Raw genomic sequence first — 24,780 nt, forward strand, 5'->3', positions numbered from 1 at the left:
CATATCCAGATAGTCCGACATCGGAAAATGCAGTCGCCGTCCAAGGAGTTTTATCGCCCGGAGGAGGTGTCTTTCGGACGCTTCGCGGGCGGTAGCATAAAAACATTGAAGGCATCCAGCAGTTGCGCATAGTCTGCAGCCGTCAGTTGCCAGATGTCCTTTTCACTGAGGTTGCACAACAGCGCAATCATCCGGGCTTCTTTTTCTTCTTCATTACCGCGATCTTTGGCATGAGCAATACGATCGCGCACCAGCGGTTCACGCATCGTCACTTCCTCAAGGATCACGCCACCCTCCAGAATGACAGGGGAAAACAATCGGATAACGCGGGTTTCACCGGGAAAAAGCATAATCACCTCCATTAAAAAACGGCCCGCAGGCCGTCAGGTAGTTAAAGAACGGGAATAATCAGAGACGAACTTTTGCCGCCAGACCCGACAACATATCGACACCATTTACCCGACGGGAAAAGCGCTCGGTATCAATGGCAAACAGTTCACGACCATCCAGCGTCTGTCGGTAATAACTGACCGCAATATCGACCGTGATAGCATTTTCAGAAAGATTATCCTTACCCCGCGCATCCGGCGTGACAGCCTGAATAAACCCTTCAATTTCCTCAACAGTACCGCGAGCAGTACCGTTGCCGAGATACCCCTGGTAGGCCGTAAAGCGGGAACGACTGCCACTGACAAATCCAAAGCTGGCCAGCATATCCGTGTCCAGACCGTAAAATTTCACCTGACAGGTCAGTGCTTCCATCCCGTCATCCACGGGCGTGGGCGCATCCTGGGCACCAGTTCGCAGGTCAGTTTTCACGATTGTCAGCGATGGTGGCGTAAACTCATGCGCCCCCTGAATACGGATCCCCTGCCGGAAGAAAGTCCAGGCACGTAGTGTATTTTTATCGCTCATGCTGCCAGCATCTCCTCAAGCGCATAGTTATTATTCACCCGGACGCGCAAACTGATAAGTTCAGTCGGCGATTTCGGTCCAAAGTCATAGTTGATATACAGGACACCTGCCGCCATGCTCTCTGCGGTATTAAGTTCTTCATCCAGCCAGGCCCGACCGCCGAAGATGGCGCCCAGTCCGACCAGTTGTCGCATATAGGCATTAATGGTGCCGATAATGTCATCGGCATTTTCGCGATCCAGCGGACGGTCAACATACTCCAGCATGGTTTCCTGAATGCTGTCCTCGATAACATCTGCTGTACGTCGTACGGATTCAAAACGCCACTGCGGATCGGTTGCGCACAGACGGTTTCCCCAGTGTTTAAAGCCCGCACGACGGATAATGGTGGATACGTTCTGCATGTTGAGCAGGTTCGCATCGCAGTTTTCATCCCCGAGAATAAATTCGTCGATCTGCTCCACCCCGAGGATATTGTTGATGTCCTGGTTCGATTTGCTCCACCACCAGCCCTTTTCGTAGTCGATACGGGCACGTAATCCGGCGGCAAAAGCAGAGTAAGGGCGATACACTAACTGGCCATCCGCATCGGCAGCCTGAACACGCGGTCGCAACAGTTCAGTACGGGCACCATAGGACTGACGGCGCTGTACCACCTCCTGCAACGTTGCACCGGAAGCACAGTCAACATAAGCCACCGCGCGTAATTTCCCGGCCACCGTTTCCAGGGCTTTCCCGACCGCATCGTCCTCACTAAATCCCGGCGCAATCACAATACGTGGCTGATACGTGGTAATGGATTTTGCTGATGACAGAAGCCCAATCCCTTTCAGTATGGCTGCCCGTTTTTTTGCCCCGTCAGTTTCATCAGCCACCCGCACCACCACTGTCAGCGCATTACGCTGATCATTAATCTCTGTCAGCGCCTGTTTGAGAGTCCCCTTGTCTCCCAGACGATTAATGAGCGCGGTGCCCGCCACAGCCACAGGCGTATTTAACGGAAAAGGCTCATCTTCGCCCCCTTCCAGCTTTACACTGAACGTTGCCAACAGCCCCTCGCCACTGCCTTCGGCCTGAACTTTGACGCCATCCAGCGCATTGACCACACTGACCACATCAGCAGGTCGCGCCGTGATCACCCCCTGCTCATCACAGCCCAGTGTCACCGTCAGTTTGTGCGTAACGTCATCCCAGGATGCCGATGTGTTAACAGCCTGCGGGCTTTCCGTATCTGGTACCGCCGCCACCGCGTCCACCTGGATAACATTGCCAGCCCGGCCCCTCTCCTTTGCTGTGAAGTTCAGAACGTTATCCAGAATCGGCGTCCCGGTGGTGACCGCTGCCGCACTCCCGGCAGACGACTCCGGTGCCGTGCCCACCAGACCGATAATAGCCGTCTGGATAGTGGTCACCGCCACAGTTCCCGAGGTCAGTTCAATTGTTTCAACACCATGTAACTGAGACATGTCTTTCTCCAGCCATAAAAAAACCTGCCGCAGCAGGTCACATTTTCTGATTAGGTTTATCCGTACTCCCGCCACTGTCGCCGGGGTGGTTGTGCTCGTTAAAGATGTTGCGGATCCCGCTCATACTGCCGGTTTTGTCGGTAATTTCTGCAGAGGCACCAATATTACCCTTCACCGTCGTATCGGCGTTAATCTGCGTTTTCCCCTGTACAGTCAGGGTATCGGTGATTTCAACCGGACCATCAAGCGTACCCTTACCGGTGATTTTGTAAGTGCCTCCTTCGGTCAGGGTGATCGTCAGGGCATGAGCTGCCCGGTCATACCGGATCTCTGTGCCGTCGCTGTAACGGGTAATATGTTCGCTGTCGCTGCCCTCCGGCACGGGTAATTTCCCGGTGTTCCAGCCAGGAAACACCCGCCCGTTGTTTAACTCTCCGGCCTCCGACAACACTGTCACCGCATCACCGACGGCATAAGGATTCGAATCAGCCCGGTTTGCGCCAGAAAAACCCTGACACAGCGGCAGCCAGGTCGTGATGATATCGCCCAGATCAACCCGGCATTTGGGGATACCATCATGCCGGACAGAATGAATCACACCGCGTCGTACCAGATTTGCCAGTCTGCGTTGCAAATCCCCTGTAATGTCACTCATCAGCTCCTGCCTCCAGGATAAGGTAATAGTCGTCCACATGCTGCCGCCCCGTATCCGGTGCTACTCCCAGCCAGACCTGACTCAGTGGCATAGCGGTGCGGGCGAACGGATCCACGCCAAAAGCTGCCTCCTGGGTAAACGACACCCGCCACACCAGGTAGTCATCCATGCGAGGATCAAATTCGTCACGCTCTGCAGCAGTGAATACGGCGGGTGAAATGTGAGTCAGACCAAACTGTTGCCCGTCAATCCACTGCGTAATATCTGCTGCCGCTGTTCGCAGGAAGATTTCCGGACAACTGAGACCAGACGCGGCATCAACCACCACATAAAGATCGCACGAGAGTTCAACATTGAGTTGCCCCTCATTGCCGCCGTTCTGCTCCCAGCTGTTAATGGTGAAATACACGGCAGGCGTCACCAGCCCGGTGAAACGGGGAATATTTTTTTCAGGATAAGCTCCGGCATCACTTACCCACGTTATCTGCTTCAGCGCACTGATAACCGCATCGTGGTATCGGGCCAGAGATAAAGGTTCAGCCATTGTGATGACCTCATACAGATATCCTGGCTTTCACCCGCCCACGGATATCTGTTTCAAAATGGTGCATGAAAATGTCCATTGCTTCGGCAAAGGCGTTATCTTCAATGTAATTGAGCATCGGTTCATAAATATCCACCTCAGCTTCCCGGGTACGCCGGGTTTGCGGATCACGAATAACCACCGTTCGCCGATTCTCTCGTTTTGAGCGGGCGACTTCGCCATTTTCGAAGGTCAGTGTCGAAAGCAGACTGCCTTTAGGCGTAAACCCGGCATTTTTTACCTGTCGACGAGCTTTGATAAAACGCCCCGTGGATTTATCCCGCAGGGTATGGCGCGGGCGTAGCCGCCCGTTAATTCGCCCTTTCAGGTCTTTAACCTTAATGGCGTTGAGACCAAACCAGATCCTGAAATTATCCAGCCGGGAGCCTCTGTCGAGGCGAAAAGAGAGCAGACGGCGGCGTACCAGCCCGATACTGCGCGGCGCCAGCCCGTCTTTCAGATCAGCCAGCGCTTTTTTGCGCAGGGTGGCAGCAGTTCGTCTGAGCGCCCGGGAGTAGGCTGCCCGAAACTGTTTTTGTGTGGCACCGATACTGTCCGCAATCTGCCAGATAGCATCCACATCAATATCGATCGGTAAATCCCGTCGCAGTCTGAATCCTCGCGCCATATCAGCTCCATTGTTCAATCGGTGGCTGAACGTTTCCCGGTGCGCCATACGCCAGCGTGACACGGGTGCGCCCGGCTTCGTTCGCACCGACATGCGTTACCCGGTAGCGAATATTGTTCACCACCACCTCATCATGCCTGGACAGTCCGACAATATCCGTCGTCATCGCACTGAATGCCGGGGCGTGATTGCTGATTTCTCCGCCACCCGGAACACTGACCGGAGCATCCGGCGTTTCAAAAATCACATTCACCTGACGACATTCATTACCGATGTACAACACTGCGGGGTATGGCTGCGCAAAAAGTCGCGTTATGCGGGCCTCTGCCCGCATCAGCCGTTCATGGAAATTGCCCATCAGTAACCGAGACGCACACACACGGTAGCATCGCTGGTTTCTGCCGCTGCCCATACGGTTCCCACCAGCGCATTGCCCGATTCTGTTGCTGTCAGCGTGGCAGTATCAGACCTGAGATATACCCGTTTTCCCTGTGTCAGTTCTTCAGCTTCTTTGGGTAATGCAAAAATCCCCGTGGTATGCAAAACACCTGAGCCATCCTGCAGAATATCCGCATGCGCCACCCCGATCAGATTGTCTTTAACGACCAGTTCCCCGGATAAGACTGTTTTACCGCTATCGTTCACCCATTCAACGGTCGTACCGTCCTGAACATAATTTTTTGACATTTTTACCTCCGGTATAAGCGGCTCCCGACGGTGCCGCCTGAGTAAAAAAAACCGCCTGACGCGGCGGTGAATTACTGTTTTTTGACTTTAACCATGCCACGCCAGTCAAGCGGTGCGACCCCGGCATCAATGCGCACTTTGAATGCGGCCCCGTCAACGGTAAAGCCCTGCTGCTGTTCCAGATACGGAGTATCGATACCGTCAAGATAAGCCACTTCAATCGTGTCACGCCCCTGTGCCGCCACCAGGTAATAATCGGTCGGGCTGCTGTCATCCAGACGGGCTTCTGACAGAACGGTGGCAAAGTTCTGGATCGGGTTAACAATGCCGCTGTTGGCATCTGCCCCCGGTACACTGGAAGATTTAATTAACTGACTTGCCCGGGATTCAATGGCAACAGGTGTCAGCATAAAGGCCGGACGAATATTCAGGCGGCGGCTACCGGACTTTTGCAGCAACATGGCTTTACGCCCTGCATCCAGTCCTTCAATGGACAGATCCGCAGTCACCAGGTTGCCGTGATCGGCATGGAACAACGGTTTACCATCAGACATTTTCGGGTTGCTGGTCAGTACGGCCCAGACAAGATCGCCCACTGTGGTACGCGCTGCTGCTCCCATTGCCATCGGAATACGGGTCAGCATATCCAGGTCATCGTTAATGATGGTCTGGCGATCAATGCTGAAGAGTTCGCCATACGTAGCCAGCGCAATGGGCTCACCGCGATCTTTAAGGGTTACATACTTATATTCAGCGCCCGGCTGAACCTGTCGCAGGGTCGGGAAAGCCTCCAGCCCCACACGGTGGGCAGTTTTAAAATCTGACAGCGTGCCCTTGCGGGTCCACTGGTCAAACGTTTCACTGGCGCTGCCCCAGCCCTGCAGTGCCGCTTTGTGAGCAACATCCATCAGGATATTGCCAAAGTCACTGCCACTGTGGGTGAATGCCAGCCCCACCATTGCCATCGGTGCGGCATGTCCGGAAATTCCGATGCCGCGATCCACCAGTGAGGCACGCGCCAGTTCGCGTAGCGTAAAGCCGTTATAGGCATTGTCTTTTTCGGCTTCGCTGTACCCTGCGCGAGCCATCACTGCTGCACGGATGGAATCACCCACCAGATTGCCGTTTCCTGCGTAAATGTGTGCTGCTCCCGGCCCGGCACAGGGCGTGGTACCCGCCGCCAGCGCCTGCAGCAGTCGTTCACGGGCTTTTTCAGCCGAGCAGGTGAAATCGCTCAGGCATTCCGCTTTCAGCGAGGCGAATGCCGGAAATGCGTCGAACACGGCAGAGACGGCGTTCACGCGTTCCGCATTGGCAGCCTGCATCTGCTGCTGTAGCTGAGTGGCCAGCGCGGCAATATCTACGGCGCCTGGCTGCGGTGTGTCCTGAGATACCTGTGGTGCCGGAGGCTGGCTGGCCTGCAGTGGGGTAACCTGAGTTTCTGCACGCGGAGCAAAAAGAGCATTAACCTGTTCTGGCATATTCTGATAATCCTTCAGTTTATTTTGGTTCACACAGGCCGCAGCCTGTAATTCGGGTTCGAGGGAGTCTGCAAAGCCCTTTTCCACAGCTTCAGCGCCGCTGAGCCAGGTTTCCGATTTCAGCATGGCCTCCAGCTCCTCCTGCCCCAGTCCGGTTTTATTCATGTAGGCAGACAGCATCAGCGCCTCGTTGCGATCCAGCCAGTCGGCATAATCACGCATATCATCGGAATCACCGGCGATCCCGCCCCAGGGCTTATGCACCATAATCCAGGCGTTTTCAGGCATATGTACTGTGGCTCCGGGAAGGCAGACGATCATCGATGCCATACTGGCAGCGACACCATCCACCCAGATATCCACCTTCGCTTTCAGGCGTGACAGCGTGTTAAAGATGGCAAAGCCCTGCATCACATCACCGCCCGGGCTGTGGATATGCAGATCAATGGCGCTGGCCTCAAACACCCCCGCATCTTTACAGTCAGTGATAAACTGCTGCGCGGTGATGCCCCATCCACCAATCACGTCATAGAGGAAAATTTCCACCCGTCCGGTTGCCTGTGCACGGATTTCGTACCAGCACTGACCGTTTGCGGCATCGACACCCGCAAGGCTGGCGCGGGGATTAATCGTCATCCCGCGACAGGGCGGGCTTATCATTTGCTGCATCAGGGAGCACTCCTTTATCGTTGGCGGCGTCAGAATCGAACACCAGCCCGTTTTGTCGGTTAAATTCGGTTTCACGCATTCGCTGGCGTTTGACCTCCTGCGGTGACTGCCCTCTGGCACGGATCCACTCGGCTTCTGTTCCTGCTCCACCACGAAGAATGGCCCGCCATGCTGCAGCCTCTTTGACGGGATCAATCCACGGCATCACCGGACCAAGATAGGTCGCGTTAAAGAGCGTGGTTTTGTCGATATCAGGCGGGATATCCATATCAAGCAGCGCCATTGCCAGCCAGGCGCGGTACACCGGACGGCTGAACTGCCCCACAAACCATTGCTGCAGGACGTTATAACCTTCGTAACTTTCCACCAGTTCCTGACGTTGTGCGCTGTAGGTGCCGTTGTAGTCACGGGCAATACTGGAATAGCTGCCGCGACTCCCGGCGGCAACCGCCCGCAGTTGCCCGTTACGAAACTCATGGAGGTGGACGTTCGGACGGTTTGACTCAACCATGCCCAGATCTTCCCCCGGCGCCAGGTCGTCGAAAATCATGCCTGGCGCAATATCAAAGTGGCGGTACTTTTGTCCTGAGGGTTTCCAGTCTTCATCCGCCGGAAAGCTGGCGGCATCACCACGCTTGATGTAGAAGCCCAGCGCGGCAGCAATGCGGGCAGCCACACGTTCGCTCTCTTCGTAGTCCTTAATGTCACCCAGACGGCGGATCACCCCATGAAGCAGACTTATGCCACGTAACTGGTGAAGGCGTTTACGCTGGGCAAGGTGCAGCATGTTCTCTGCCGCAATGGTTTTCAGTTCAGCGCTGAAGCGCGTCATACTGGCCGGGTGATATTTGTAAACCCGGTAACCAACAGGACGCCCCCAGTCGTTAACGATAATGCCCTGGCGGATCTGCTGCCCCGATGTGCTGTTAAGACTGAACGGGACAAAATCAGCTTCCAGCAGTTCCAGTGAAAACGGCACTCGGGTTGCGTGCGTCAGTCCGGCAACCGGGCCCCGCACCAGCTGCGTGAACATCTCACCATCACGCAGTGCTGAACGCAGCGCCAGTCGCTCGGCTTCCGGACGGGTAAACACCCCCGTCACCTCCGGACGCACCGACCATTCCGACCAGAGTGCAGATATCTGTGCTGCAAATTCTTCATGCAGCTTACCGTCCAGACTGAGCGGTTGCGGCTCCACCTGGATCCCCTGCGCACCAATAACACGTTCTTCCAGCTTATCCAGCAGACCAATCACTATGTCATGGTCTTCATCCAGTGCCCGTGCCTGCTCACGCAGAGATACGCCAGCCACACCCACCGCAGTATCTGCCGCCCGACTCTCACGTTTTGTTTTGTTCACTCTGGAGGGGTGCGCCGCCTCGTAGGCGCGAAGAAGCATTCTGTTTCTGGCGCGCGAAACAGCCCACCCTGGCGCAATCGCGCCAAGTGCCCTGTCAAAAATGCCCATGAATGACCTTACAGAAAGTTAGCGAGTTTGAAGTTGGTGCCGCGACCGTTGACGGCCTGCCAGCGTTTTTCCCAGTATTCAAGCTCTTTACGAAGTGCGACGGGATCATGGTTGGTAATGGCGCGCCCATTCACGCCAGTAAAAGACACGCTTTTCCCGTCCAGAGAATCACGATACGCCTGGCGTACCGTGACCAGCATCTGCTGGATTTCAGATTTCGTCATAGCCAGCCTCCGTTACCACTGACCCCCAGCCAGCCGCCAGACAGTGGGCTGGCCTGTTCGGTGACGGCAACCGGAGATGAACGAGCGGATATCGCTTTTTTCACTCCCCTCTCCCCGGGGCGTTCCCCGTCAATAATGTCCGGATTTGTGTCCTGAGATGCCGCCCAGGCAGGCGGCTGCTCCCAGTCTCGGATTTTTTCGTAACCACGCAGAATAGCGACGGCATGGGCATAGCAGAACAGGTCGAATGCTTCGTTGTTCCCTTTACCTGGCTTGCGCCATTTTCCGTCGCTGCCCCGCTCCTCATAAGTCAGCTCCTCGTAAAACCACTCACCGAGCCAGTCGGGAAAATGGATATACCCGGCCCCCGGGGTTTCACGCTCCAGATTATTGCTGAGTTGATCTTTGAGCAGATCGGTCTGCAACAGATATACCGGTACTTCGCCGCGGGCATCAGCCCGGCGATCGCTTCGTCCGGTATTATCAGGGTGTGTTCGGGTGATCACTTTCTGGCGACGGGTACTATCACCTTTTATCAGGTATACCCGTTTTCCCAGACCATCACGGCGGCATGTGCGCCAGAACTTATACGCATTATCCGTCACACCATCCTCACCCCCACTGTCCACAGCCATAGCCAGCACGGGCATACGGCGGGAAGGATTTGACTGGAGAGGGTATGTTTTCTCCAGCACATCCGTGATCAGCAACTGCCAGTCCTCAGGGTAAGAGCCCGGATGAATCGTCAGTGCCTCGCCGTTTTCATCACAGCGCAGGGACTGACGAATGTTATAGCGATCCACCAGCCAGCGTTCGCCGTTCTCACCGTAACCGATAATCTGCACCACAAAACGACGTTTCTTCCCGCCCTGTACATCCACCGATGCCAGCAGAAAACGCACCTTCGGTGGTACCAGACGTTTACCGTAGTCCTCCGCCCGCTGCATCAGTACATCAGCCCTGCGCTGTTCGGTCGCCGCGCGTGGCAGATAAGGTAAGCCCCAGTCAGTGTTGATCACCGTTTTCAGTGTTTCTTCACTGCCTGTGGTTTCATAGTCCTGCTCTGCCGTCAGTAATTTGTAAACCAGCTGTGCCCAGGTCTGGTAAGCCGCGGCGGGACCTTCCATCCAGAAGGACGCGATGCGGGAACGACGGGCATCACCCGATACATTCCCGGCTTTATCAATGCTCTGACCTTCCCTGAGCCAGACGCCACGTCCGTTAAGCTCCCGCTTTTTATCAGCTGTGATCACCCCGTTACAGTGCGGGCAGACGATATGTGCCGCTTCACTGGCTTTTACCGGATCGGCAATATCGCGGTAACCGGTCATCGCCTCCATAGCAGGCTGAAAGTACCCACCACAGTGCGGACAGGGCCAGTACCAGCGACGGCGATCACCGCGATTATATAAAGCCAGAATACCGGTAGTGGGTGGCGCTTCATGGGGTGATTTTCGTCGCCATTTGGTATTGGTGATTTCCCGCCCTGGCGAGCTCTCCACCAGGGTCATGCCCGCCGACATAAATGTGGTGGTTCGTTTTGAGGCCAGCGAAAAACCATCGCCTTCCCCGTCGATATCCTCCGGAAAACGGTCGTAATCCGTCAGTGCAACGCATTTAAAATCCGAGGATGACATGATGTTGACGGAGGGCCAGCCAATCTTGAGGTAGTTTCCGGCAAGAAACGTGCGGTCATGAACGTTGTTATCGTTACGCGACGGACTCAGCCTGCATGCCACTTCCGGGCTGACGCGAAATGTTCTGGCCAGACGTTTTTTGGAGTGTTCACGCGCTTTTTCTTCCGTCATCTGGACGATAAGCATATCCGACGGGTCACACACCACGTTGTACACCACCCAGCCGTCAATCAGCCCAATTGTTTTACCTGTTCGGGCCGGACCAACAAAAATAACAGCATCATACTCACGTGATGCCAGGCAGTTCATCGGCTCCACGACATAGGGGGCGAGTTGCGGATCCCATTCGACGGAGTTTCCGACGCCCACGGGAACCCGCATGTACTTATGAACGGCCTCGGCAACAGGCATCCGACGCGGTGCCTTTATGATCCCGGCGGTATTCTTTCTGACTTCCGCCGCCGTGGCCTGTCGCATGGCTTACTCCTCTTGTGACAAACTGTCCTCCTGTTCTGGCGACTCTGCCAGCTCAACCTTCATGGCAATCTGATCCCGCAGGTCATCTATGACTTTTTGCACCCTGACGACGGCTGACGGTGTCATTGCACAGTCACGCTCGAGAATATCCGGTAGCGTTTCCAGTACCTGAACGACAGCTTTTGCCATTGAGGCAAACTCCCGGCTGACTTCTGAGGCCGGGATAAGCTCTCCGGTCTCCTGCTGAAACTTGAGGCGCTCCCGCTCAGACTGAAACCACGCCTTTCGATCCGGCGGTGTCATTTTGTCAACAGCAACCAGCTCCGGCGTCGTAGTCCTGCCCAGTAATTCCCTGAGAATATCCAGAACCGAATACAGCTTGAGGCGGGAGTTACTTCCGGGGGCAGGCTCAACATTGCTCAGTCTACTTGCGACGGTCTGACGATGCAGATTAGTCAGCGCCGCCAGCTGGTTAATATTGAGGCGAAGATTTTTCAGTTCGTTATCCATGATGGTGAACAATATTTAAGCGAATCGACATCATGAATAATTTCACAACTGAAATATCAACAGGTTAGATAAAAGATGATGATGCCGATAAAATGCAAAAAACCAGCCGTTTTCCGCGTGTCCGCAGCCCCCCGGTGTTTCAAATCGCCAGGAGGACCCGCCAACCGCTCTGGTTTACTCCGCAAAACGAATGAAAATCTGAACGACCACGGTCGCACAGACTAGAATACATGTCCTGTTTCTTCCCCCCCACACAGAACTTGCGAGCATGAGGGACAAACCCGCGAATAATTAGCGCGGTAAAAACCCGGTGTGCATCGTTTTTGATTATTTCCGCACACTCGCGCAGAGGAGTTCCCCGTCGGGCTACGGTCATTGTTAATGCGGGAATACGGCGACGATACAGCGCAGCTAAAAGGGTAAAGGACAGATAGAGCGGTTTATTTCATTCCACAGGATTCTGAATGTCCCCAACTCCCTCCAATAGTCTGAGCGTCCACCTGTGTAGTTTTAATTTTCATCAATTCATTTAACTATCGTTTAATTGTTGTCACATAGGATTCTGCCGTTTTTAACAATGCAGGATAATAAGATGAAAAAAATGTTGTTTTCTGCCGCTCTGGCAATGCTTATTACAGGATGTGCTCAACAGACGTTTACTGTTGGAAACAAACCGACAGCAGTAACACCAAAGGAAACCATCACCCATCACTTCTTCGTTTCGGGAATTGGACAGGAGAAAACTGTTGATGCAGCCAAAATTTGTGGCGGCGCAGAAAATGTTGTTAAAACAGAAACCCAGCAAACATTCGTAAATGGATTGCTCGGTTTCATCACTTTTGGCATTTATACTCCGCTGGAAGCACGGGTATATTGCTCACAATAATTGCATGAGTTGCCCATCAATATGGGCAACTTTATCTGCACTGTTCCTTAATATACTGCTGAGTCCCTTCCAGTTGTTTCTGCATTATTATCAGTCTATCTCTGAGGGTGAAATAATTCCGTTCAGCGGTGTCTGCCAGTCGGGGGGAGGCTGCATTATCCACGCCGGAGGCGGTGGTGGATTCACGCACGGACGGACAGACTGCTTTGATGCGCAACCGACGACGACCAGCGGCAACATCATCACGCAGAGCATCATTTTCAGATTTCGCATCATCTAACTCCTTCGTGTATTTTGCATCGAGCGCAGCAACATCACGCTGGCGAAGCTGCATATCAGTAATTGTCGAGTTCGCCAGCTTCAGTTCACTGGCCTTGTTATCGCGCTGCTCTTTGTAGGCGATTGCGTTATCACGGTAATGATTAACAGCCCATGACAGGCAGACGATGATGCAGATAACCAGAGCGGAGATAATCGCGGTTACTCTGTTCATTGCTGACCCCACAAACAGATTTCACGCTCAATCTCACGACGAGTCATGAGACCTTTCCATTGCTTACCGCCAGCGTATGTCCAGCGCCGTAGCTGATCACATGCGCCTTTGATATCACCCTGGTTTATTTTGCGAAGAAGCGTCGATGTTCTGAAATTGCCAGCACCCACGTTGTAGACGAACGAGTAAAGAGCGCCGCGCGTTGTTTCCGGTATATCGACTTTGATGTACGGGTTAATTTGTCTGGCGACAGTGGCAAGGTCTTTATTCAGGAGGGCTTTGCATTCTGCTTCGGTATACGTTTTACCGAGCATAATGTCTTTTCCGGTGTGTCCGTAACATACAGTCCATACACCAACTATGTCTTTGTAAGGATTATGTCTCACACCTTCCAGACCATCGTTACCACTTGGGCCAGTGATTAACACAGATGCTATAGCAATAGCCCCGCCACCAATAGCAGCAGCAACAGCTTTTCGTAATGATGGAGGCATTATTCACCTCTCGCAGCCTTGCGCTTATCTTCTTTAATCTTGAAATAAAGGTTTGTCAGGTACGTCAGCAGGCCAAATACCAAGCTACCCAGCACACCTATTGCTGCCCACTGTGAGGGCGTGACTTTATCGAGCAGCTGTAAAAACCAGTAGCCAGCACTGCCTGCGGAGGTGCCGTAGGCAATGCCCGTTGTTAACTTATCCATGGATTTCATAGCCTCACCTCCGCAAATAACGGATGGTGTACACGGTTCGGAACGAAGAGGAAAGGTATAGAAGTTACATTAGCGTAAGGCTTGAACATCTATTCAAAAAGAAAAACGCCAGCGATTATTCTGGCGTAGCTGAAAGCATCATACAATTATCAAATACGAAAATTACAAAATCATTAAAACGCATCACGTTACATCATGTCTTTTTCTAAAAAAAATCTTGATGAATATTGATGGGGAGGAACACCAAAATATCTTCTGAAAACACTTACAAAATATGACGTGTTTTCATAACCGCATATCTCAGCAACTTTTCCAACAGAATATAAATTGTAGCTTAATAACCTTTCCGCCATCACCATTCGCTCTTCAAGAATTAACTTACTAAATGATAAGCCTTCGTGCTTTAATTTTCTTTTTAACAGACTTTCACTCAGATACAGTCTTGAAGATATATCACAAAGTCTCCATGCTGCAGATATATCCGTGTGAATAATAGCCTTAACTTTACTTCCTAAACTATTAAGACATCCAAATAAAAAACTTTGCACTATTTTCTCTGAAGATAAGATAGCAAGACATGCAAGTGATATTTGATTTCTAACAAAATCTACAGTTCTGCCATCACAATTCAAGCATGCAATCAAGTTCTTTAACAATGAAAAATCTTCACATTCCACCATCAAGTATGCCGGATAAAACCTTCTTACAGAAAAAGGTGAGAGTGTGTTGCTTTTAAAGAAATCATTAACTGTTTTCTCTTCAACATCTACGATCATTACATGATCTATATTTGATGAAAAAAAATCTTTTAAATTGTAATCAATGAGAACAGCACTTCCCTTTTTAAACAAAATATCTTCTTTACCAATTCGGGCATCAAACGAGTTCAACACCAAAATGATAGAACATATGTATGGCATATTATCCACCTGATATCATTGAGGTTACACCAGGTAAGTATAGGTGGAAAATCAATATTCGCCAGTTCAACAATAAGGAAAATCTCATTGCATCACAAGTATAAAATTATGTATTTAACTCACAAAGACAAATTATTAAACCAATCTGTTATATTATATATAGCTGCGTGGAATCATAATATTATATTTTGACTGGCATGTTTACCAACTTTAAGTTGCATCTCAATGGTTTCTTCAGCGTAAACAGAGTTTTTATACAAACTGACACTCTGGGTATCATAGTGTAGTTTTTACGATTGTAAATATCCTGCATGCAGGAACTCATCCTTTTGGATGATATCGCATACAATTAATTTACCATCAGTCTTAGAGCCAGTTCGTCCGGATAGGGATCGAAGTAATTCTGTGTAAGCAAGTAATCATTAGGATACTCACCCAGATAATGCTTCAGCAGAGTCAACGGCGCAAGAAGAGGTAATGTGCCAGAACGATAGTTAAGTATAACCTCGCTCAACTCTTTACGCTGGCGTGTACTTAAGTAGTTACTAAAATACCCCTGTATATGCATCAGCACATTCGTGTGATTTTTACGTGATGCAGGTTTTCTGAGAATCGCCATCAGCTTATCACGATACACCTCAAAGTATGATTCAAGGTCCGCCCACTCGTGTATTGCAGCCACAAATGGTCCCATATCTTTATAGCCTGCCTGACTATGCGCCAACAACTGAAGCTTATAACGACTATGAAAAGCTAATAACTCTCTTCTTGATAATTTCTCCTTGTAAAGGTGATTGAGCTCATGCAAAGCAAAAACTCTTTCAACAAAATTCTCACGAAGCACTGGATCATGTAATCGCCCATCCTCTTCAACCGGTAGCCAGGAAAACTTTTCCATCAAAGTGCTCGTAAATAGTCCCACTCCATCTTTACGACCTCGATTACCATTTTCATCATAGACACGCACGCGCTCCATGCCACAGCTGGGAGATTTAGCACAAACCACAAACCCCGATACATCCTTTAATTTGTCCATATAAGAACGACTAAACTCTGTCATTCTCTCTGTCACATCCTCATTCTGGTCGTGGCTGAAACACATCCGTATATTTCCTTGCGTCGAGCGCACAAGACGTAGAGCAGGACGCGGAACTGGCAGCCCTATAGCCATTTCTGGACATACTGGTCTGAATGTTACCCATTCCACTAATTTGTCCATTAAAAAGTCAGCTCTTTTGTGACCACCATCAAAACGAACAGCAGAACCGGCCAAACAACCGCTGATTCCAATCACAGGTTTTTTTATCATATTCTCCCCCTTGACTAATTCATTAACATATAAACTGTGTAGTGCACGGAATAAATTGCCTTTCTGGCGTCATCACTGACAATTTTTCTGTTATGGACTATTCCTAATATAGTATGAAAGTTCTTTAAGTGATCGGTCGTAATCATCTATCTTTCATACTTACTCTCAACTATCAAAAGTACAGGATTTATTATGAAGTTATGGCCTGTGTTGACTGGCATTGCACTCTCTTTCACTCTTATAGCATGTAAGGCCCCGACACCACCTAAAGGTGTGCAGCCGATTACAAATTTTGACGCCAACCGCTACCTCGGAAAATGGTATGAAATAGCTCGCCTCGAGAACCGGTTCGAACGTGGTCTGGAACAGGTCAGCGCTACTTATGGAAAACGGAACGACGGAGGGATTCGTGTACTTAACCGTGGATACGATCCAACGAAAAATAAATGGAGCGAGAGCGAAGGTAAAGCATACTTTACTGGAGATACTAAAACTGCAGCGTTGAAGGTTTCGTTTTTTGGCCCCTTCTATGGTGGCTATAATGTAATCAAACTGGATGATGAGTATAAGTATGCTCTTGTCAGTGGTCCGAACAGAGAATACCTATGGATTCTGGCAAGGACCCCAACTATTCCAGATAAAGTAAAAGCAGACTATGTGCGAACCGCTCAAAAGTTGGGATTCAATGTCAATGAATTATTATGGGTTAAACAATAAAATCCCTACTCGAAATAATACTTATTAGAAAAAACCAGCCTTTGGAGAGGCTGGCTAAATCAGGAAACAAGCTGTTATATGATAATAACTACGTTGCGATTCCAACATTTAAAATGTTAGACTAATGACAATCAGACAGCAACTTTTCCTTTAATTATTTCGAACAATCAGCATCCATCTCCAATCGGAGATCCAACACCATCAGCATACCCTCCACTACGCCCTCAGCTTTCTGGAGCATCCTGCCAACCCAACAATCAGATCGCCCATGCTTACGTGCAAGCGCCATAAAAGTCATGCCGCCGACATAATAGTCCACCAATAAATCATGCAAATCGCTGTTGTTCTTTTTCAGACGGGCCATGCACCCGCAAATGATCATCGCGTCATCGTCACAACATTGTGGGCGAGATTTTACTTTTGAAGGAATTAATCCCTTAAAACCGGCGGCAATGGACGACCAGGTCACATCTTCATGATTATTAGCCGCCCACGCTCCCCAACGCTCAAGAACCATCTGAATATCACGCATCAACTTACTCCACAAAAATCAGACCAGAACGCCAATTACAAGCAAAAATCAACAAAACAGTATTAGTTGATTGTTATCTCTGACTTCATACTCCTGCTCCTGTCAGGGTTTTGGCGTAATTCTTCAGTATCCGGTAATCGGTCAAAACAGAACCGGGGAAACGATATAAGCGCAGGCGCATCCAGCGGTGGCGAAGACGTTCTGCCACATAAAACTCAAACATCATTCATTCCCCATTTCGGTGATGGTCAGTTCCAGCCTCCCACCTTTGGTAACTGGCATCTTCACAACGCGGTAATCAACGACCTGAGCATCATCCAGCCAGAAACCTGCTTTGGTGAGTGCGTCAAAAGCGGCTTTTTGTAGATTATCCAGGTCACGGCGACGGCGATCCGGCATGTGGCACTCAATGCGGATTTTCACAGGCATAGCCAGACCGATATCCAGCATTGCGTTTTTAATGATTCGGGCGACGTTATCGCGGTATGCCTGCCCTTCTGCGCTGATGTGCGTGCGCCCTCGATTATGGCGGTAGTAGCGGTTATTGCTCGGCGGCCAGGGTAGTGTGATGTGGTAAGTATTCACGCCTTAATTACTCCCTCTTTCAGCCAGATAACCTGCGTTCTCGCCATACCTTCCAGCGCGCATTCTTTTGCGTACTCAGCATCGACAAAATGCGTGCGGCGGTCGATTTCGTCGAGACAGGCAGAACAGGCAATGGTGGCAATAAGGTCTGGCGGTTTAATACCGGTGCCGCACAATCCAGCCAGCCGGATATGTGCCAGTACAGACGTTTCAGGATTGCCATTACATACGCCAGGGATTCTTACCTGGCATTCCCGACTACGCGCTGCTTTTCTCAAATCAGCCATGATTCCTCCTTGCTGCCAGTCGCAACCATTTTTTATCAACCAGGCTAGCGGTATATCCGAGCAGTGTTGGTATTTCGGATGGCTTCAGCTCAGGCTTACGCTTACGACGATTTGATACTCTGTAGATGTGTCCGTTCATGACACGAATAAGCGGTGTAGCCATTACGCCTCCTGCTTGTCGCGGAGCAGCTGGAACTCGCAGCTCTGCGGAATAGTCAGGTGGCAGCCAATATTCACCGCCCAAGCTTCAACCTTACACAGGAAGATATACATCTCTCCGGTATCAAGATCGGAGGTATGGCGTAACGACTGGATAGCGGTGATCTCACCGGTTACGACATCAACCAGGTCTTTGGTTTCATAACCGAGATATGTGTGTTTGAGAGCATCTTTTACCCAAGCTGGAGTGGCGAACGTTTTACCACTGCTGATGAGGTATTCACTGATTTCGCTGTACCACATGTGGCTGAGTGCATTCTGGGAAAGACTGCGTTTCTCACGCCACGGTTTAAGCACCATGCGAAAGCATTTTCCGTCCTCCAGATAAGGCTGGATCTGCTGGCCGATAGCGGTGAAGTTGCCGCGATGTAGTTTGATGCCGTCTTGTGGGAGGTTCACGCTTCACCTCCGTAGAGGTAAAACGCAGAATACAAAAAATCGCAGGTGCATTTCTGCATCTGTGACGGGAGAAGTGAGTTTGGATTGTATGTGCGCATAAACGTCCCCGTTTAGCGCAGAAGTCACCGGAGTTGTTCAGGCTCCGATGACATGATTATGGCGGGTTGATTATGGAAAATCAATCAAGCTATGTTTCATCGGCGAGGTCATCATCTGTGACAATCATGAGGTTAAAGAATGAAATAATGTTTAACCACTGCGAGTAAATATCGCTCGTCATGCTGGTTAGCTCCTCTCCGTGAAAGAAGGCATCAGGCCCAACCTCATAGTTGAGCTCTTCAAAAAGCTCCATGTTTAATTGGCTAATAAAGAATTGCTTCAGACCTTTCATTGCATCCTGATTGTTGGTATCTGAGTAATTTATTATGCTCCCCATTGCCATGTTCAAACATCGAACAATATTGGCTGCGTCATGAAAGCTCCAGTCAGCCCCTTTCTTTCCTTTTGAGTATGAATTCGCTCTCTCAGCGCAAGCTTTTAATGTCTCGTACAAATACTGCTTTCCTTGCAACTGCAAAGCTTTTTCGGATGTGGCCCTGCTAGCTTCTGAGGATCGCCATGCTAAATAAGTTGCTACCGCAGATGCGATAGCTGCAATCGCAGAAACTGCATCTATACCGTTATCCCAACCAGACATAAAAACCCCCTCGATTATTTGAGGGGATTATACCTTCAAAGTTTCCGCGCTACCCATTCATAACTAAAGCTTTTGCTTTCCAATGAGAAAGCGCGCTATGTTCGCTAGAACCTGTTTCGACTATATGGCGCCCCCAGGAATCTCCCCATGCCCTCCACGTTGACTTGCCGGTTTGGACTACTGTGACAACATACTCTTTGCCGTCGATGTTAACTTCATGCTGCACTGGTGATTGTGATTTCATTTTCAAACCTCTGCTTATCGTTGACATCGCAATTATGCTGTCACGACATAATCACTTCGCCTCCTGCTGCGGTGCTGCTGCGATCATGGCCTTCCATTGGTGGTCTGGGCTCCATAATCTACCGCCATCTTCACACTCTTCCTGCGCCTAATGGTACGCCTCACGCATTTCTGGAGTTGGCTCCTTAGGAACCAGCACCCAACCATCCGGAATCACCGGAGAGTTGCTGACGGGCGACTCGGAAATTTTTGGCGAAGAATCTAGGGCTGGCGCGGTCTGCATGGTGGTGGGCGACTCGGCTTTTTCGGCACCCTGAAGCATGGCGTCGCGGCATCCGTCATACGCTTCTTTCATAGCATCACGCACCCATCCGACAGGTTTCTGCTCAGTCAACTCACACCATTTCTCGAATGTGGGCACAGATACCGGAACTGGCGGTGCTGCATAAAGCGCCTGACAACTCCAGCCAGACCAGTGAGCACCCTCCGCTCTCTCATCATCTTCAGGGCGAACAAGCGTGACTTCGCTCGGGTGTTTCCTGTGTGACCACAGCCAGGCTACGGTTTCGGCATTGGCTGGCTCTGGCGGGGCGGAGTAAAAATACTCATCCTCAATCCCATCAACGGGCTTTGAGAAGCCGATAAAATCACCATAATGCCAAGGATAGGGGCCGTATGGCTCAGAGGTCACACGACGCCACCGGTGAATGGCAGGCTCCGCTTCGAGCGATGCCAGCGCGATACGCAGTGCCGCCAGCGTGTTGCTGTCGCCTTCGTCCAGACCGAACGGGATTTCATCTCTGGCTGCTTCCATGTCGGCAATTTTCTGCTGCAGCCATTGTTTGGTAATAGTGCTCATGATGCCTCTCCTTTACCGGATGCGGCGGCGATCAGCTTCTGCGCCTGCTGAATGTCAGGATTGCCTGCAATCATCACTTCTGGCGCGTCACAGTCACCGCCAAGGTCAAGAATGCGCTCATGTCCGGTACGCAGGCAGGATTTGTATCCTGAAACCGTCTGCTTGAGCGATTCGGTCAGCACAGCAATCCTCTGGTCTTTGGCTTCCAGCTCATCCAGCAGCGCCAGCACTGTGGCTGGGTTGGCTGCGGAGTTCAGCGCGTTCAAGGCAGTGATATCTGCATCAAGCTGAGTTCCTTCTGCCAGTGAGATATCGAAAATGTCATCAGGCGGCATAACACTAAGGCGCTCATGCGCACCAACTGCTGCCTCAGCGATTTCACGTAATGCGCGTTTGTCGATGTTGCTCATTCTTCATCCTCCAACTCAGATACGGCGTCCATTACATCTGAGCCGCGAATGGTTTCGAATGCCACGCAAGCCATTTCAAAGCACAGGCGCTCATGCGGGTGCGGAGATTGCCAATACTTGAAGCCAGGACGATGCGAATAGCCCTGCATCGCATAAAACTCTCCGGCCAATTCAATGGCGGCATCCACCAGTTCACGGTTTGTCATTGGTTTGTCGATGTTGCTCATTGGGCGGCCTCCTGGATTAACTTTTCGAGAATGGCATCAAGGGCTTTCCGTTTTCCGATATACCCGCCACCAACCCACTCTCCACGAAGCAAGGCGTAATATTTCCCGTCGTCTTCGTGATACGGTCCTCGGATAGACCAGTCGGTTGTGATGGCGTCGATAGCCTTTTTAGTTTCTGCGAAATCCATCATGCTCATACCCCTACCCTCCCCCAAACCATCAACACCCGCTTCATCGCGGCACTCTGGCGACACTCCTTAAAAATCAGGTTAGTGCTCACCTTTCCTTCCCGTTCTTCCCTGGTAGCGAATCTGTAATACACCGTTCGCCAGACCTTACCATCAATGACCAAGATTCCTGCCCGCGCCATTTTAGCCGCAGCCTGATTTATGCTGGTTACTGTTGCGCCTGTTGCCGCAGCTACATCCGGCGCGCAGAAAGTCCGGTGCGTTTTCAGGTAGTGAAGAATTGCCTCTTTGCCTGTCATACACTGGCTCCTTTCAGTCCGAACTTAGCTTTGATTTCTGCGATCTTCGCCAGAGCCTGAGCCCGGTTAAGTGGTCTACCGCCCATGACAGGAAGTTGTTTTACTGGTTCAGGTATAGCCTCACCACGGTTAATTCGTGCGGTCATACAGGACAGTTCATCGGCAGCCTTGCGCCGTAATTCCGCGTCAGTCAACGCATTGGCCCGCATGTTCTGATACAGGTTGGTAACCAGCCAGTAGTGCGCGTTTGATTTCCACGGATAAGACTCCGCATCCGGATACAGGCCTCGCTTCCGGCAATACTCGTAAACCATATCAACCAGCTCGCTGACGTTTGGCAGTCCGGCGATAACGGATGCTTCTTCCCGGCACCATGCAACAAACTGCCCGGGTGATGGCAGGAATGGTCGATTCTGCCGACGGGCTACGCGCATTCCTGCGTTAACCTGTTCCATTGTGGTGATCCCGTTTTCCCGGAAAGCCAGAACCCACTGGCGGCGGATTTCGTTCAGTTCGTTCTGATCCCGGTTAGCCAGGCTCGCAGGGAAAGTTGCCAGTAACTGGCTGAACACACCGTTGATGATCTGCGCTACCTGCTGTACCTGCGGCTTTTCGTCGTACTGTTCCAGCATATTGTTGGCGATCCGGCGCATCTGCTCACGGTCAAAGTTAACCATCTGTGCGGCGATGTTTTTCATAAATCCACCCCGTAAATCCAGTCAGTGTTCGTCAGGTCGAGTTTTGGTTTGCCGGCTGTCACGCCAGCCTGTTGCTTGTTTCGGTTGATTTCGAGCTGGGTCCACTTGTCGCGGAGTTTGGCCGGACTCAGCACGTTACCGGACCAGAAGTTGTCCTGGCATGCCCAGCGGAACAGTACACACATATCGCGGTGGTTACGCCCGTCACGCTCACGCATCAGGCGGATATCGTTAGCCCACCCTGCAAAATTCGGTTTTCTGGCTGATGGCGCGATGGTCTTCACCATGTCAAACATCCACTCTGCGGCGGTCAGGTCTTCTGCTGTCCCCCACTTGCTGCCGCTCTGAATCGCAGCATCCGGTTTCACCACAGGAAGGTCGTTTTCTGGCTGGTCAGAGTATTCGCCAGAATTCTCGGACGAATAAGGTTTTATATTGTCTTTTGTTAGTTTGTCTTTTGTGTTTACCTGATTCGGGTAAGTGCCTTTACCTGATTTGGGTAAACTTTTCTTACCTGATTCAGGTAAATTTACCTCTTTCAGGTAAACTTTATTTTTCTTACCTGATTCGGGTAATGTTGACCATTCACTGACCACATTATTAATGCCTATATTCCGCCCGCTCTGAATAAAAATCCCACGCTTTACCAGAACACTTTTTGCAGCAGAACACTTGTGCGGCAATATCCCGGTCAACTCGGAAAGTTGCTCGTTGCTCACCCAATCCAGTTTTTTATTAAAGCCATATGTTTTGCGCATGACAGCCAGGAAGACCAGAAGCTGGTGCTGTGTTAATCCGGCCAGCATTACAGCTTCCAGCAACTCATTTGCAATGCGCGTATAACCATCATCGAGATCTGCCACGCGCGGCTCCTTTTGTGCCGCATCCGGCACAGGAAAATTGAATATCTCAGCAGTGTTTGCCATAATTCCTCCCGCAATGAGTGTGTTACGATTTGCACCTGAAAGTCGGTTCTGTTCCCGCAGACCGACTTTCGCCATTTTTAAACCTGTCATATTGCCCCCAACATGGTGGTAACCATCGCCATCAATGGACCAGCCAGATCCGGGTCCACACGAAACATCGACACAATACCTTCACTCATCTCCTTCAGTTTCTGGTGGCGTGGTGCGTTGAGAATGACAGCCTGTTTTGCCTCACTGAGTTCCTTTTCCATTTCAGCCAACCGAGTCATGAAGCTATCCTGCTCAACCAGGTAACCGCGATATTCCAGCGGTAGTACCGCCAGAATTGCCGGGGTCAGTTCACGCACGTTATTTCGGTATTTTTCAGAATCGAATTTGTTATCGAGGAAGCGGAACAGCTTCTGGCGTGCACGGCTGACATCATCAGGGAAATCGATGGTGCCGCCGCCCTGCTCCCGATACTCATTCACAATGAGTGCGGCAACAACATCCTGATTATCTGCAGCCGACCAGGCGCGGACGGCATCACGGATTTTTTCGTGGCCTGGCACCTGTTTTGTTTGAGAACGATTTATCACCGCAGTCGGGCTAAATCCGCTAGTCTGTTGGTATGTAAGTGGTTGCATAGTCATTGCCTTATCAGTTAACGCCGCAGTTTAGGCGGCAGAATTACTCGCGTTAAACAATGGTGCGAGGTCGGGACGAATATCTGCTGGTTTAATCTTTCCACCAGTGGCTGAGACAATTTTCATTACATAGCGGGCATCAATTCCGCCACCGTGTAGCCAACGCCAAACTGTGGGTTGGGCTACACCGCATAGATCTGCCAGTCGTTTTTGACTACCTGTAATACTGATTGCGAGTTGAATGGTTTGATTTGTCATTATCAATTCCTATTGGTATTGCAATGAATGAATAATAGCAATGAGTATTAACCCAAGCAATAGCAAAACGTGTTTTGACCATCAATACGCAAGCGTATAAATTAAAACTTATGAAAAAAGAAACTCTTGCTGATCGCTTAAATCTAGCGATGGAACAATCTGGAATGTCTCAAGGCGCTCTTGCAAAGGCGTCTGGCGTAGCTCAACCCACAATCTGGAGACTGACAAGCGGCAACGCGCGCGGCTCAACAAAAATTGTTGAAATAGCTAATGCATTGGGTGTTCGAACAGAATGGCTCTCTTCAGGCATAGGCCCGATGAGAAATGACGGTCAACAATCAGGGAAGCCTGCTGTCAGCCATTCCAAATACTTCAAAATTGACGTTCTTGATATAGAAGTCAGTGCCGGGCCGGGTGTAATCAACCGTGAGTTTGTAGAAGTTCTACGCTCGGTTGAATACTCGTTTGACGATGCTCGTCACATGTTCGATGGCAGGAAGGCGGAAAATATCCGCATCATTAACGTGCGTGGTGACAGCATGTCAGGAACGATCGAACCAGGTGATCTGCTGTTCGTTGATATCACGGTTAAATCTTTCGACGGTGATGGTATCTATGCGTTTCTGTATGACGACACCGCCCATGTAAAACGCCTGCAAATGATGAAGGATAAGCTGCTGGTTATCTCTGATAACAAGAGCTACTCACCGTGGGACCCGATCGAGAAAGACGAGATGAACCGCGTGTTCATCTTCGGGAAAGTCATCGGGAGCATGCCGCAGACATATAGAAAGCATGGGTAGAAATCAGAACAAAATTATGCACTTCGCTTTTCAGCTTACTGTAGTAAGGCAATAAATTAGGCTTGACGTTAGCTATCAGGTGCACAACAA

The 24,780-nt window shown here is 50.7% G+C and carries 38 protein-coding genes; 3 read left to right on the forward strand and 35 right to left on the reverse strand.

Features of this window, described 5'->3' with window-relative positions:
* Window positions 1-50: 50 nt before the first annotated feature.
* The 13 genes from EFER_RS13525 to EFER_RS13585 all read right to left on the reverse strand — a co-directional run bounded on the left by EFER_RS13525 (window position 51) and on the right by EFER_RS13585 (window position 11,400).
* On the reverse strand, window positions 51-350 hold the full coding sequence (locus EFER_RS13525) for a phage tail assembly protein (protein ID WP_000898670.1): 300 nt from the start codon (window positions 348-350) through the stop codon (window positions 51-53).
* Between the two features lie 58 nt (window positions 351-408).
* Window positions 409-915 (reverse strand): phage major tail tube protein, encoded by a 507-nt coding sequence (locus tag EFER_RS13530; RefSeq protein ID WP_001280988.1) that lies wholly within the window; start codon window positions 913-915, stop codon window positions 409-411.
* On the reverse strand, window positions 912-2,381 hold the full coding sequence (locus EFER_RS13535) for a phage tail sheath family protein (RefSeq protein WP_000080449.1): 1,470 nt from the start codon (window positions 2,379-2,381) through the stop codon (window positions 912-914). Before EFER_RS13535 ends, EFER_RS13530 begins: the two co-directional genes overlap by 4 nt.
* Before the next feature lie 37 nt (window positions 2,382-2,418).
* Complete coding sequence (locus EFER_RS13540; protein WP_001280447.1) at window positions 2,419-3,036, reverse strand: phage baseplate assembly protein V; 618 nt, start codon at window positions 3,034-3,036, stop codon at window positions 2,419-2,421.
* Window positions 3,029-3,580 carry a hypothetical protein gene (locus EFER_RS13545; protein ID WP_000830100.1) on the reverse strand — a complete coding sequence of 184 codons (552 nt, stop codon included), beginning with the start codon at window positions 3,578-3,580 and terminating at the stop codon, window positions 3,029-3,031. The genes EFER_RS13540 and EFER_RS13545 overlap by 8 nt, the downstream gene beginning before the upstream one ends.
* Window positions 3,581-3,590: 10 nt before the next feature.
* Entirely contained in the window at window positions 3,591-4,247 is a 657-nt protein-coding gene (locus EFER_RS13550) for a hypothetical protein (RefSeq protein ID WP_000090670.1), read from the reverse strand.
* Window position 4,248: 1 nt separating this feature from the next.
* A complete protein-coding gene (locus EFER_RS13555; protein WP_023568602.1) occupies window positions 4,249-4,581 on the reverse strand; it encodes a head-tail joining protein in 333 nt (110 codons plus the stop codon).
* A gap of 23 nt (window positions 4,582-4,604) precedes the next feature.
* Window positions 4,605-4,934 (reverse strand): DUF2190 family protein, encoded by a 330-nt coding sequence (locus EFER_RS13560; RefSeq protein ID WP_000042408.1) that lies wholly within the window; start codon window positions 4,932-4,934, stop codon window positions 4,605-4,607.
* Between the two features lie 71 nt (window positions 4,935-5,005).
* Entirely contained in the window at window positions 5,006-7,084 is a 2,079-nt protein-coding gene (locus tag EFER_RS13565) for a ClpP-like prohead protease/major capsid protein fusion protein (protein WP_001186832.1), read from the reverse strand.
* Window positions 7,041-8,552 carry a phage portal protein gene (locus tag EFER_RS13570; protein ID WP_015953643.1) on the reverse strand — a complete coding sequence of 504 codons (1,512 nt, stop codon included), beginning with the start codon at window positions 8,550-8,552 and terminating at the stop codon, window positions 7,041-7,043. The genes EFER_RS13565 and EFER_RS13570 overlap by 44 nt, the downstream gene beginning before the upstream one ends.
* Before the next feature lie 8 nt (window positions 8,553-8,560).
* Window positions 8,561-8,776, reverse strand: coding sequence for a hypothetical protein (locus EFER_RS13575; protein WP_000167306.1), 216 nt, complete (start codon window positions 8,774-8,776; stop codon window positions 8,561-8,563).
* A complete protein-coding gene (locus tag EFER_RS13580; protein WP_001248153.1) occupies window positions 8,773-10,890 on the reverse strand; it encodes a phage terminase large subunit family protein in 2,118 nt (705 codons plus the stop codon). Before EFER_RS13580 ends, EFER_RS13575 begins: the two co-directional genes overlap by 4 nt.
* Window positions 10,891-10,893: 3 nt before the next feature.
* Window positions 10,894-11,400: a DUF1441 family protein gene (locus EFER_RS13585; protein WP_000368263.1), complete on the reverse strand. Its 507-nt coding sequence runs from the start codon at window positions 11,398-11,400 to the stop codon at window positions 10,894-10,896.
* 592 nt (window positions 11,401-11,992) lie between these two features.
* Here EFER_RS13585 and iss point away from each other — a divergent pair.
* The gene (iss, locus tag EFER_RS13595; RefSeq protein ID WP_000738422.1) at window positions 11,993-12,286 is read left to right on the forward strand and encodes an increased serum survival lipoprotein Iss; all 294 of its coding nucleotides are present in this window, start codon (window positions 11,993-11,995) and stop codon (window positions 12,284-12,286) included.
* A 31-nt stretch (window positions 12,287-12,317) separates the two neighbouring features.
* On the opposite strand, the gene EFER_RS24920 is transcribed toward iss, so the two are convergent.
* From EFER_RS24920 to EFER_RS13620, 5 genes are all read right to left on the reverse strand, one after another.
* Window positions 12,318-12,779, reverse strand: a complete 462-nt coding sequence (locus EFER_RS24920; RefSeq protein WP_023568604.1) for a lysis protein — start codon at window positions 12,777-12,779, stop codon at window positions 12,318-12,320.
* Entirely contained in the window at window positions 12,776-13,273 is a 498-nt protein-coding gene (rrrD, locus tag EFER_RS13605) for a lysozyme RrrD (protein WP_001135259.1), read from the reverse strand. Before rrrD ends, EFER_RS24920 begins: the two co-directional genes overlap by 4 nt.
* Window positions 13,273-13,488 (reverse strand): phage lysis protein EssD, encoded by a 216-nt coding sequence (gene essD / locus EFER_RS13610; protein WP_000839582.1) that lies wholly within the window; start codon window positions 13,486-13,488, stop codon window positions 13,273-13,275. The genes rrrD and essD overlap by 1 nt, the downstream gene beginning before the upstream one ends.
* A 188-nt stretch (window positions 13,489-13,676) precedes the next feature.
* On the reverse strand, window positions 13,677-14,408 hold the full coding sequence (locus tag EFER_RS13615; protein WP_001146305.1) for a helix-turn-helix domain-containing protein: 732 nt from the start codon (window positions 14,406-14,408) through the stop codon (window positions 13,677-13,679).
* A gap of 349 nt (window positions 14,409-14,757) precedes the next feature.
* The gene (locus EFER_RS13620) at window positions 14,758-15,717 is read right to left on the reverse strand and encodes a YbgA family protein (RefSeq protein WP_000592546.1); all 960 of its coding nucleotides are present in this window, start codon (window positions 15,715-15,717) and stop codon (window positions 14,758-14,760) included.
* Window positions 15,718-15,909: 192 nt separating this feature from the next.
* On the opposite strand from EFER_RS13620, the gene EFER_RS13625 reads away from it, so the two are divergent.
* Window positions 15,910-16,434: a lipocalin family protein gene (locus EFER_RS13625; RefSeq protein ID WP_000780581.1), complete on the forward strand. Its 525-nt coding sequence runs from the start codon at window positions 15,910-15,912 to the stop codon at window positions 16,432-16,434.
* A gap of 154 nt (window positions 16,435-16,588) precedes the next feature.
* Here EFER_RS13625 and EFER_RS13630 read toward each other — a convergent pair whose 3' ends face one another.
* From EFER_RS13630 to EFER_RS13710, 17 genes are all read right to left on the reverse strand, one after another.
* The gene (locus tag EFER_RS13630) at window positions 16,589-16,966 is read right to left on the reverse strand and encodes an antiterminator Q family protein (protein ID WP_001204777.1); all 378 of its coding nucleotides are present in this window, start codon (window positions 16,964-16,966) and stop codon (window positions 16,589-16,591) included.
* 85 nt (window positions 16,967-17,051) lie between these two features.
* Window positions 17,052-17,192 (reverse strand): YlcG family protein, encoded by a 141-nt coding sequence (locus EFER_RS13635; RefSeq protein ID WP_000971076.1) that lies wholly within the window; start codon window positions 17,190-17,192, stop codon window positions 17,052-17,054.
* Window positions 17,189-17,551 (reverse strand): crossover junction endodeoxyribonuclease RusA, encoded by a 363-nt coding sequence (gene rusA, locus EFER_RS13640; protein WP_001099519.1) that lies wholly within the window; start codon window positions 17,549-17,551, stop codon window positions 17,189-17,191. The genes EFER_RS13635 and rusA overlap by 4 nt, the downstream gene beginning before the upstream one ends.
* Window positions 17,548-17,838 carry a DUF1364 domain-containing protein gene (locus EFER_RS13645; protein WP_000774501.1) on the reverse strand — a complete coding sequence of 97 codons (291 nt, stop codon included), beginning with the start codon at window positions 17,836-17,838 and terminating at the stop codon, window positions 17,548-17,550. Before EFER_RS13645 ends, rusA begins: the two co-directional genes overlap by 4 nt.
* On the reverse strand, window positions 17,831-18,001 hold the full coding sequence (locus EFER_RS13650; protein WP_000224916.1) for a NinE family protein: 171 nt from the start codon (window positions 17,999-18,001) through the stop codon (window positions 17,831-17,833). The genes EFER_RS13645 and EFER_RS13650 overlap by 8 nt, the downstream gene beginning before the upstream one ends.
* The gene (gene ybcN, locus EFER_RS13655) at window positions 18,001-18,456 is read right to left on the reverse strand and encodes a DNA base-flipping protein YbcN (protein ID WP_001053010.1); all 456 of its coding nucleotides are present in this window, start codon (window positions 18,454-18,456) and stop codon (window positions 18,001-18,003) included. Before ybcN ends, EFER_RS13650 begins: the two co-directional genes overlap by 1 nt.
* Window positions 18,453-18,554, reverse strand: a complete 102-nt coding sequence (locus tag EFER_RS23810) for a hypothetical protein (protein ID WP_072096799.1) — start codon at window positions 18,552-18,554, stop codon at window positions 18,453-18,455. Before EFER_RS23810 ends, ybcN begins: the two co-directional genes overlap by 4 nt.
* Window positions 18,555-18,643: 89 nt before the next feature.
* Window positions 18,644-19,153, reverse strand: a complete 510-nt coding sequence (locus EFER_RS13660; protein ID WP_000017329.1) for a hypothetical protein — start codon at window positions 19,151-19,153, stop codon at window positions 18,644-18,646.
* Window positions 19,154-19,544: 391 nt separating this feature from the next.
* Entirely contained in the window at window positions 19,545-20,255 is a 711-nt protein-coding gene (locus EFER_RS24600) for a hypothetical protein (protein ID WP_000104419.1), read from the reverse strand.
* The gene (locus tag EFER_RS24605; RefSeq protein ID WP_000065101.1) at window positions 20,252-20,665 is read right to left on the reverse strand and encodes an ead/Ea22-like family protein; all 414 of its coding nucleotides are present in this window, start codon (window positions 20,663-20,665) and stop codon (window positions 20,252-20,254) included. Before EFER_RS24605 ends, EFER_RS24600 begins: the two co-directional genes overlap by 4 nt.
* The gene (locus EFER_RS13680) at window positions 20,662-20,892 is read right to left on the reverse strand and encodes a hypothetical protein (protein WP_000065088.1); all 231 of its coding nucleotides are present in this window, start codon (window positions 20,890-20,892) and stop codon (window positions 20,662-20,664) included. The genes EFER_RS24605 and EFER_RS13680 overlap by 4 nt, the downstream gene beginning before the upstream one ends.
* Window positions 20,889-21,089 carry a hypothetical protein gene (locus tag EFER_RS13685; RefSeq protein ID WP_000062289.1) on the reverse strand — a complete coding sequence of 67 codons (201 nt, stop codon included), beginning with the start codon at window positions 21,087-21,089 and terminating at the stop codon, window positions 20,889-20,891. The genes EFER_RS13680 and EFER_RS13685 overlap by 4 nt, the downstream gene beginning before the upstream one ends.
* Entirely contained in the window at window positions 21,086-21,379 is a 294-nt protein-coding gene (locus EFER_RS13690; RefSeq protein WP_000145944.1) for a hypothetical protein, read from the reverse strand. Before EFER_RS13690 ends, EFER_RS13685 begins: the two co-directional genes overlap by 4 nt.
* Window positions 21,376-22,077, reverse strand: a complete 702-nt coding sequence (locus EFER_RS13695) for a replication protein P (RefSeq protein WP_000788820.1) — start codon at window positions 22,075-22,077, stop codon at window positions 21,376-21,378. The genes EFER_RS13690 and EFER_RS13695 overlap by 4 nt, the downstream gene beginning before the upstream one ends.
* Window positions 22,074-23,093: a replication protein gene (locus tag EFER_RS13700; RefSeq protein ID WP_000147239.1), complete on the reverse strand. Its 1,020-nt coding sequence runs from the start codon at window positions 23,091-23,093 to the stop codon at window positions 22,074-22,076. Before EFER_RS13700 ends, EFER_RS13695 begins: the two co-directional genes overlap by 4 nt.
* Window positions 23,090-23,629 carry a toxin YdaT domain-containing protein gene (locus EFER_RS13705; protein ID WP_001182890.1) on the reverse strand — a complete coding sequence of 180 codons (540 nt, stop codon included), beginning with the start codon at window positions 23,627-23,629 and terminating at the stop codon, window positions 23,090-23,092. Before EFER_RS13705 ends, EFER_RS13700 begins: the two co-directional genes overlap by 4 nt.
* Window positions 23,630-23,659: 30 nt before the next feature.
* Window positions 23,660-23,887 carry a helix-turn-helix domain-containing protein gene (locus EFER_RS13710; protein ID WP_000184665.1) on the reverse strand — a complete coding sequence of 76 codons (228 nt, stop codon included), beginning with the start codon at window positions 23,885-23,887 and terminating at the stop codon, window positions 23,660-23,662.
* Between the two features lie 110 nt (window positions 23,888-23,997).
* Here EFER_RS13710 and EFER_RS13715 point away from each other — a divergent pair, with 110 nt between their 5' ends.
* Window positions 23,998-24,690, forward strand: a complete 693-nt coding sequence (locus tag EFER_RS13715) for an XRE family transcriptional regulator (protein WP_001295669.1) — start codon at window positions 23,998-24,000, stop codon at window positions 24,688-24,690.
* Window positions 24,691-24,780: the final 90 nt, after the last annotated feature.

The organism is Escherichia fergusonii ATCC 35469 (assembly GCF_000026225.1).
In the GTDB taxonomy this organism is placed as follows: domain Bacteria; phylum Pseudomonadota; class Gammaproteobacteria; order Enterobacterales; family Enterobacteriaceae; genus Escherichia; species Escherichia fergusonii.

Bases quoted from the DNA above. Each gene is read 5' to 3' on its own strand.
- EFER_RS13525 (WP_000898670.1), bottom strand. From the start codon at position 350: ATGCTTTTTCCCGGTGAAACCCGCGTTATCCGATTGTTTTCCCCTGTC.
- EFER_RS13530 (WP_001280988.1), bottom strand. From the start codon at position 915: ATGAGCGATAAAAATACACTACGTGCCTGGACTTTCTTCCGGCAGGGG.
- EFER_RS13535 (WP_000080449.1), bottom strand. From the start codon at position 2,381: ATGTCTCAGTTACATGGTGTTGAAACAATTGAACTGACCTCGGGAACT.
- EFER_RS13540 (WP_001280447.1), bottom strand. From the start codon at position 3,036: ATGAGTGACATTACAGGGGATTTGCAACGCAGACTGGCAAATCTGGTA.
- EFER_RS13545 (WP_000830100.1), bottom strand. From the start codon at position 3,580: ATGGCTGAACCTTTATCTCTGGCCCGATACCACGATGCGGTTATCAGT.
- EFER_RS13550 (WP_000090670.1), bottom strand. From the start codon at position 4,247: ATGGCGCGAGGATTCAGACTGCGACGGGATTTACCGATCGATATTGAT.
- EFER_RS13555 (WP_023568602.1), bottom strand. From the start codon at position 4,581: ATGCGGGCAGAGGCCCGCATAACGCGACTTTTTGCGCAGCCATACCCC.
- EFER_RS13560 (WP_000042408.1), bottom strand. From the start codon at position 4,934: ATGTCAAAAAATTATGTTCAGGACGGTACGACCGTTGAATGGGTGAAC.
- EFER_RS13565 (WP_001186832.1), bottom strand. From the start codon at position 7,084: ATGCAGCAAATGATAAGCCCGCCCTGTCGCGGGATGACGATTAATCCC.
- EFER_RS13570 (WP_015953643.1), bottom strand. From the start codon at position 8,552: ATGGGCATTTTTGACAGGGCACTTGGCGCGATTGCGCCAGGGTGGGCT.
- EFER_RS13575 (WP_000167306.1), bottom strand. From the start codon at position 8,776: ATGACGAAATCTGAAATCCAGCAGATGCTGGTCACGGTACGCCAGGCG.
- EFER_RS13580 (WP_001248153.1), bottom strand. From the start codon at position 10,890: ATGCGACAGGCCACGGCGGCGGAAGTCAGAAAGAATACCGCCGGGATC.
- EFER_RS13585 (WP_000368263.1), bottom strand. From the start codon at position 11,400: ATGGATAACGAACTGAAAAATCTTCGCCTCAATATTAACCAGCTGGCG.
- iss (WP_000738422.1), top strand. From the start codon at position 11,993: ATGAAAAAAATGTTGTTTTCTGCCGCTCTGGCAATGCTTATTACAGGA.
- EFER_RS24920 (WP_023568604.1), bottom strand. From the start codon at position 12,779: ATGAACAGAGTAACCGCGATTATCTCCGCTCTGGTTATCTGCATCATC.
- rrrD (WP_001135259.1), bottom strand. From the start codon at position 13,273: ATGCCTCCATCATTACGAAAAGCTGTTGCTGCTGCTATTGGTGGCGGG.
- essD (WP_000839582.1), bottom strand. From the start codon at position 13,488: ATGAAATCCATGGATAAGTTAACAACGGGCATTGCCTACGGCACCTCC.
- EFER_RS13615 (WP_001146305.1), bottom strand. From the start codon at position 14,408: ATGCCATACATATGTTCTATCATTTTGGTGTTGAACTCGTTTGATGCC.
- EFER_RS13620 (WP_000592546.1), bottom strand. From the start codon at position 15,717: ATGATAAAAAAACCTGTGATTGGAATCAGCGGTTGTTTGGCCGGTTCT.
- EFER_RS13625 (WP_000780581.1), top strand. From the start codon at position 15,910: ATGAAGTTATGGCCTGTGTTGACTGGCATTGCACTCTCTTTCACTCTT.
- EFER_RS13630 (WP_001204777.1), bottom strand. From the start codon at position 16,966: ATGCGTGATATTCAGATGGTTCTTGAGCGTTGGGGAGCGTGGGCGGCT.
- EFER_RS13635 (WP_000971076.1), bottom strand. From the start codon at position 17,192: ATGATGTTTGAGTTTTATGTGGCAGAACGTCTTCGCCACCGCTGGATG.
- EFER_RS13645 (WP_000774501.1), bottom strand. From the start codon at position 17,838: ATGGCTGATTTGAGAAAAGCAGCGCGTAGTCGGGAATGCCAGGTAAGA.
- EFER_RS13650 (WP_000224916.1), bottom strand. From the start codon at position 18,001: ATGGCTACACCGCTTATTCGTGTCATGAACGGACACATCTACAGAGTA.
- EFER_RS23810 (WP_072096799.1), bottom strand. From the start codon at position 18,554: ATGCGCACATACAATCCAAACTCACTTCTCCCGTCACAGATGCAGAAA.
- EFER_RS13660 (WP_000017329.1), bottom strand. From the start codon at position 19,153: ATGTCTGGTTGGGATAACGGTATAGATGCAGTTTCTGCGATTGCAGCT.
- EFER_RS24600 (WP_000104419.1), bottom strand. From the start codon at position 20,255: ATGAGCACTATTACCAAACAATGGCTGCAGCAGAAAATTGCCGACATG.
- EFER_RS24605 (WP_000065101.1), bottom strand. From the start codon at position 20,665: ATGAGCAACATCGACAAACGCGCATTACGTGAAATCGCTGAGGCAGCA.
- EFER_RS13680 (WP_000065088.1), bottom strand. From the start codon at position 20,892: ATGAGCAACATCGACAAACCAATGACAAACCGTGAACTGGTGGATGCC.
- EFER_RS13685 (WP_000062289.1), bottom strand. From the start codon at position 21,089: ATGAGCATGATGGATTTCGCAGAAACTAAAAAGGCTATCGACGCCATC.
- EFER_RS13690 (WP_000145944.1), bottom strand. From the start codon at position 21,379: ATGACAGGCAAAGAGGCAATTCTTCACTACCTGAAAACGCACCGGACT.
- EFER_RS13695 (WP_000788820.1), bottom strand. From the start codon at position 22,077: ATGAAAAACATCGCCGCACAGATGGTTAACTTTGACCGTGAGCAGATG.
- EFER_RS13700 (WP_000147239.1), bottom strand. From the start codon at position 23,093: ATGACAGGTTTAAAAATGGCGAAAGTCGGTCTGCGGGAACAGAACCGA.
- EFER_RS13705 (WP_001182890.1), bottom strand. From the start codon at position 23,629: ATGCAACCACTTACATACCAACAGACTAGCGGATTTAGCCCGACTGCG.
- EFER_RS13710 (WP_000184665.1), bottom strand. From the start codon at position 23,887: ATGACAAATCAAACCATTCAACTCGCAATCAGTATTACAGGTAGTCAA.
- EFER_RS13715 (WP_001295669.1), top strand. From the start codon at position 23,998: ATGAAAAAAGAAACTCTTGCTGATCGCTTAAATCTAGCGATGGAACAA.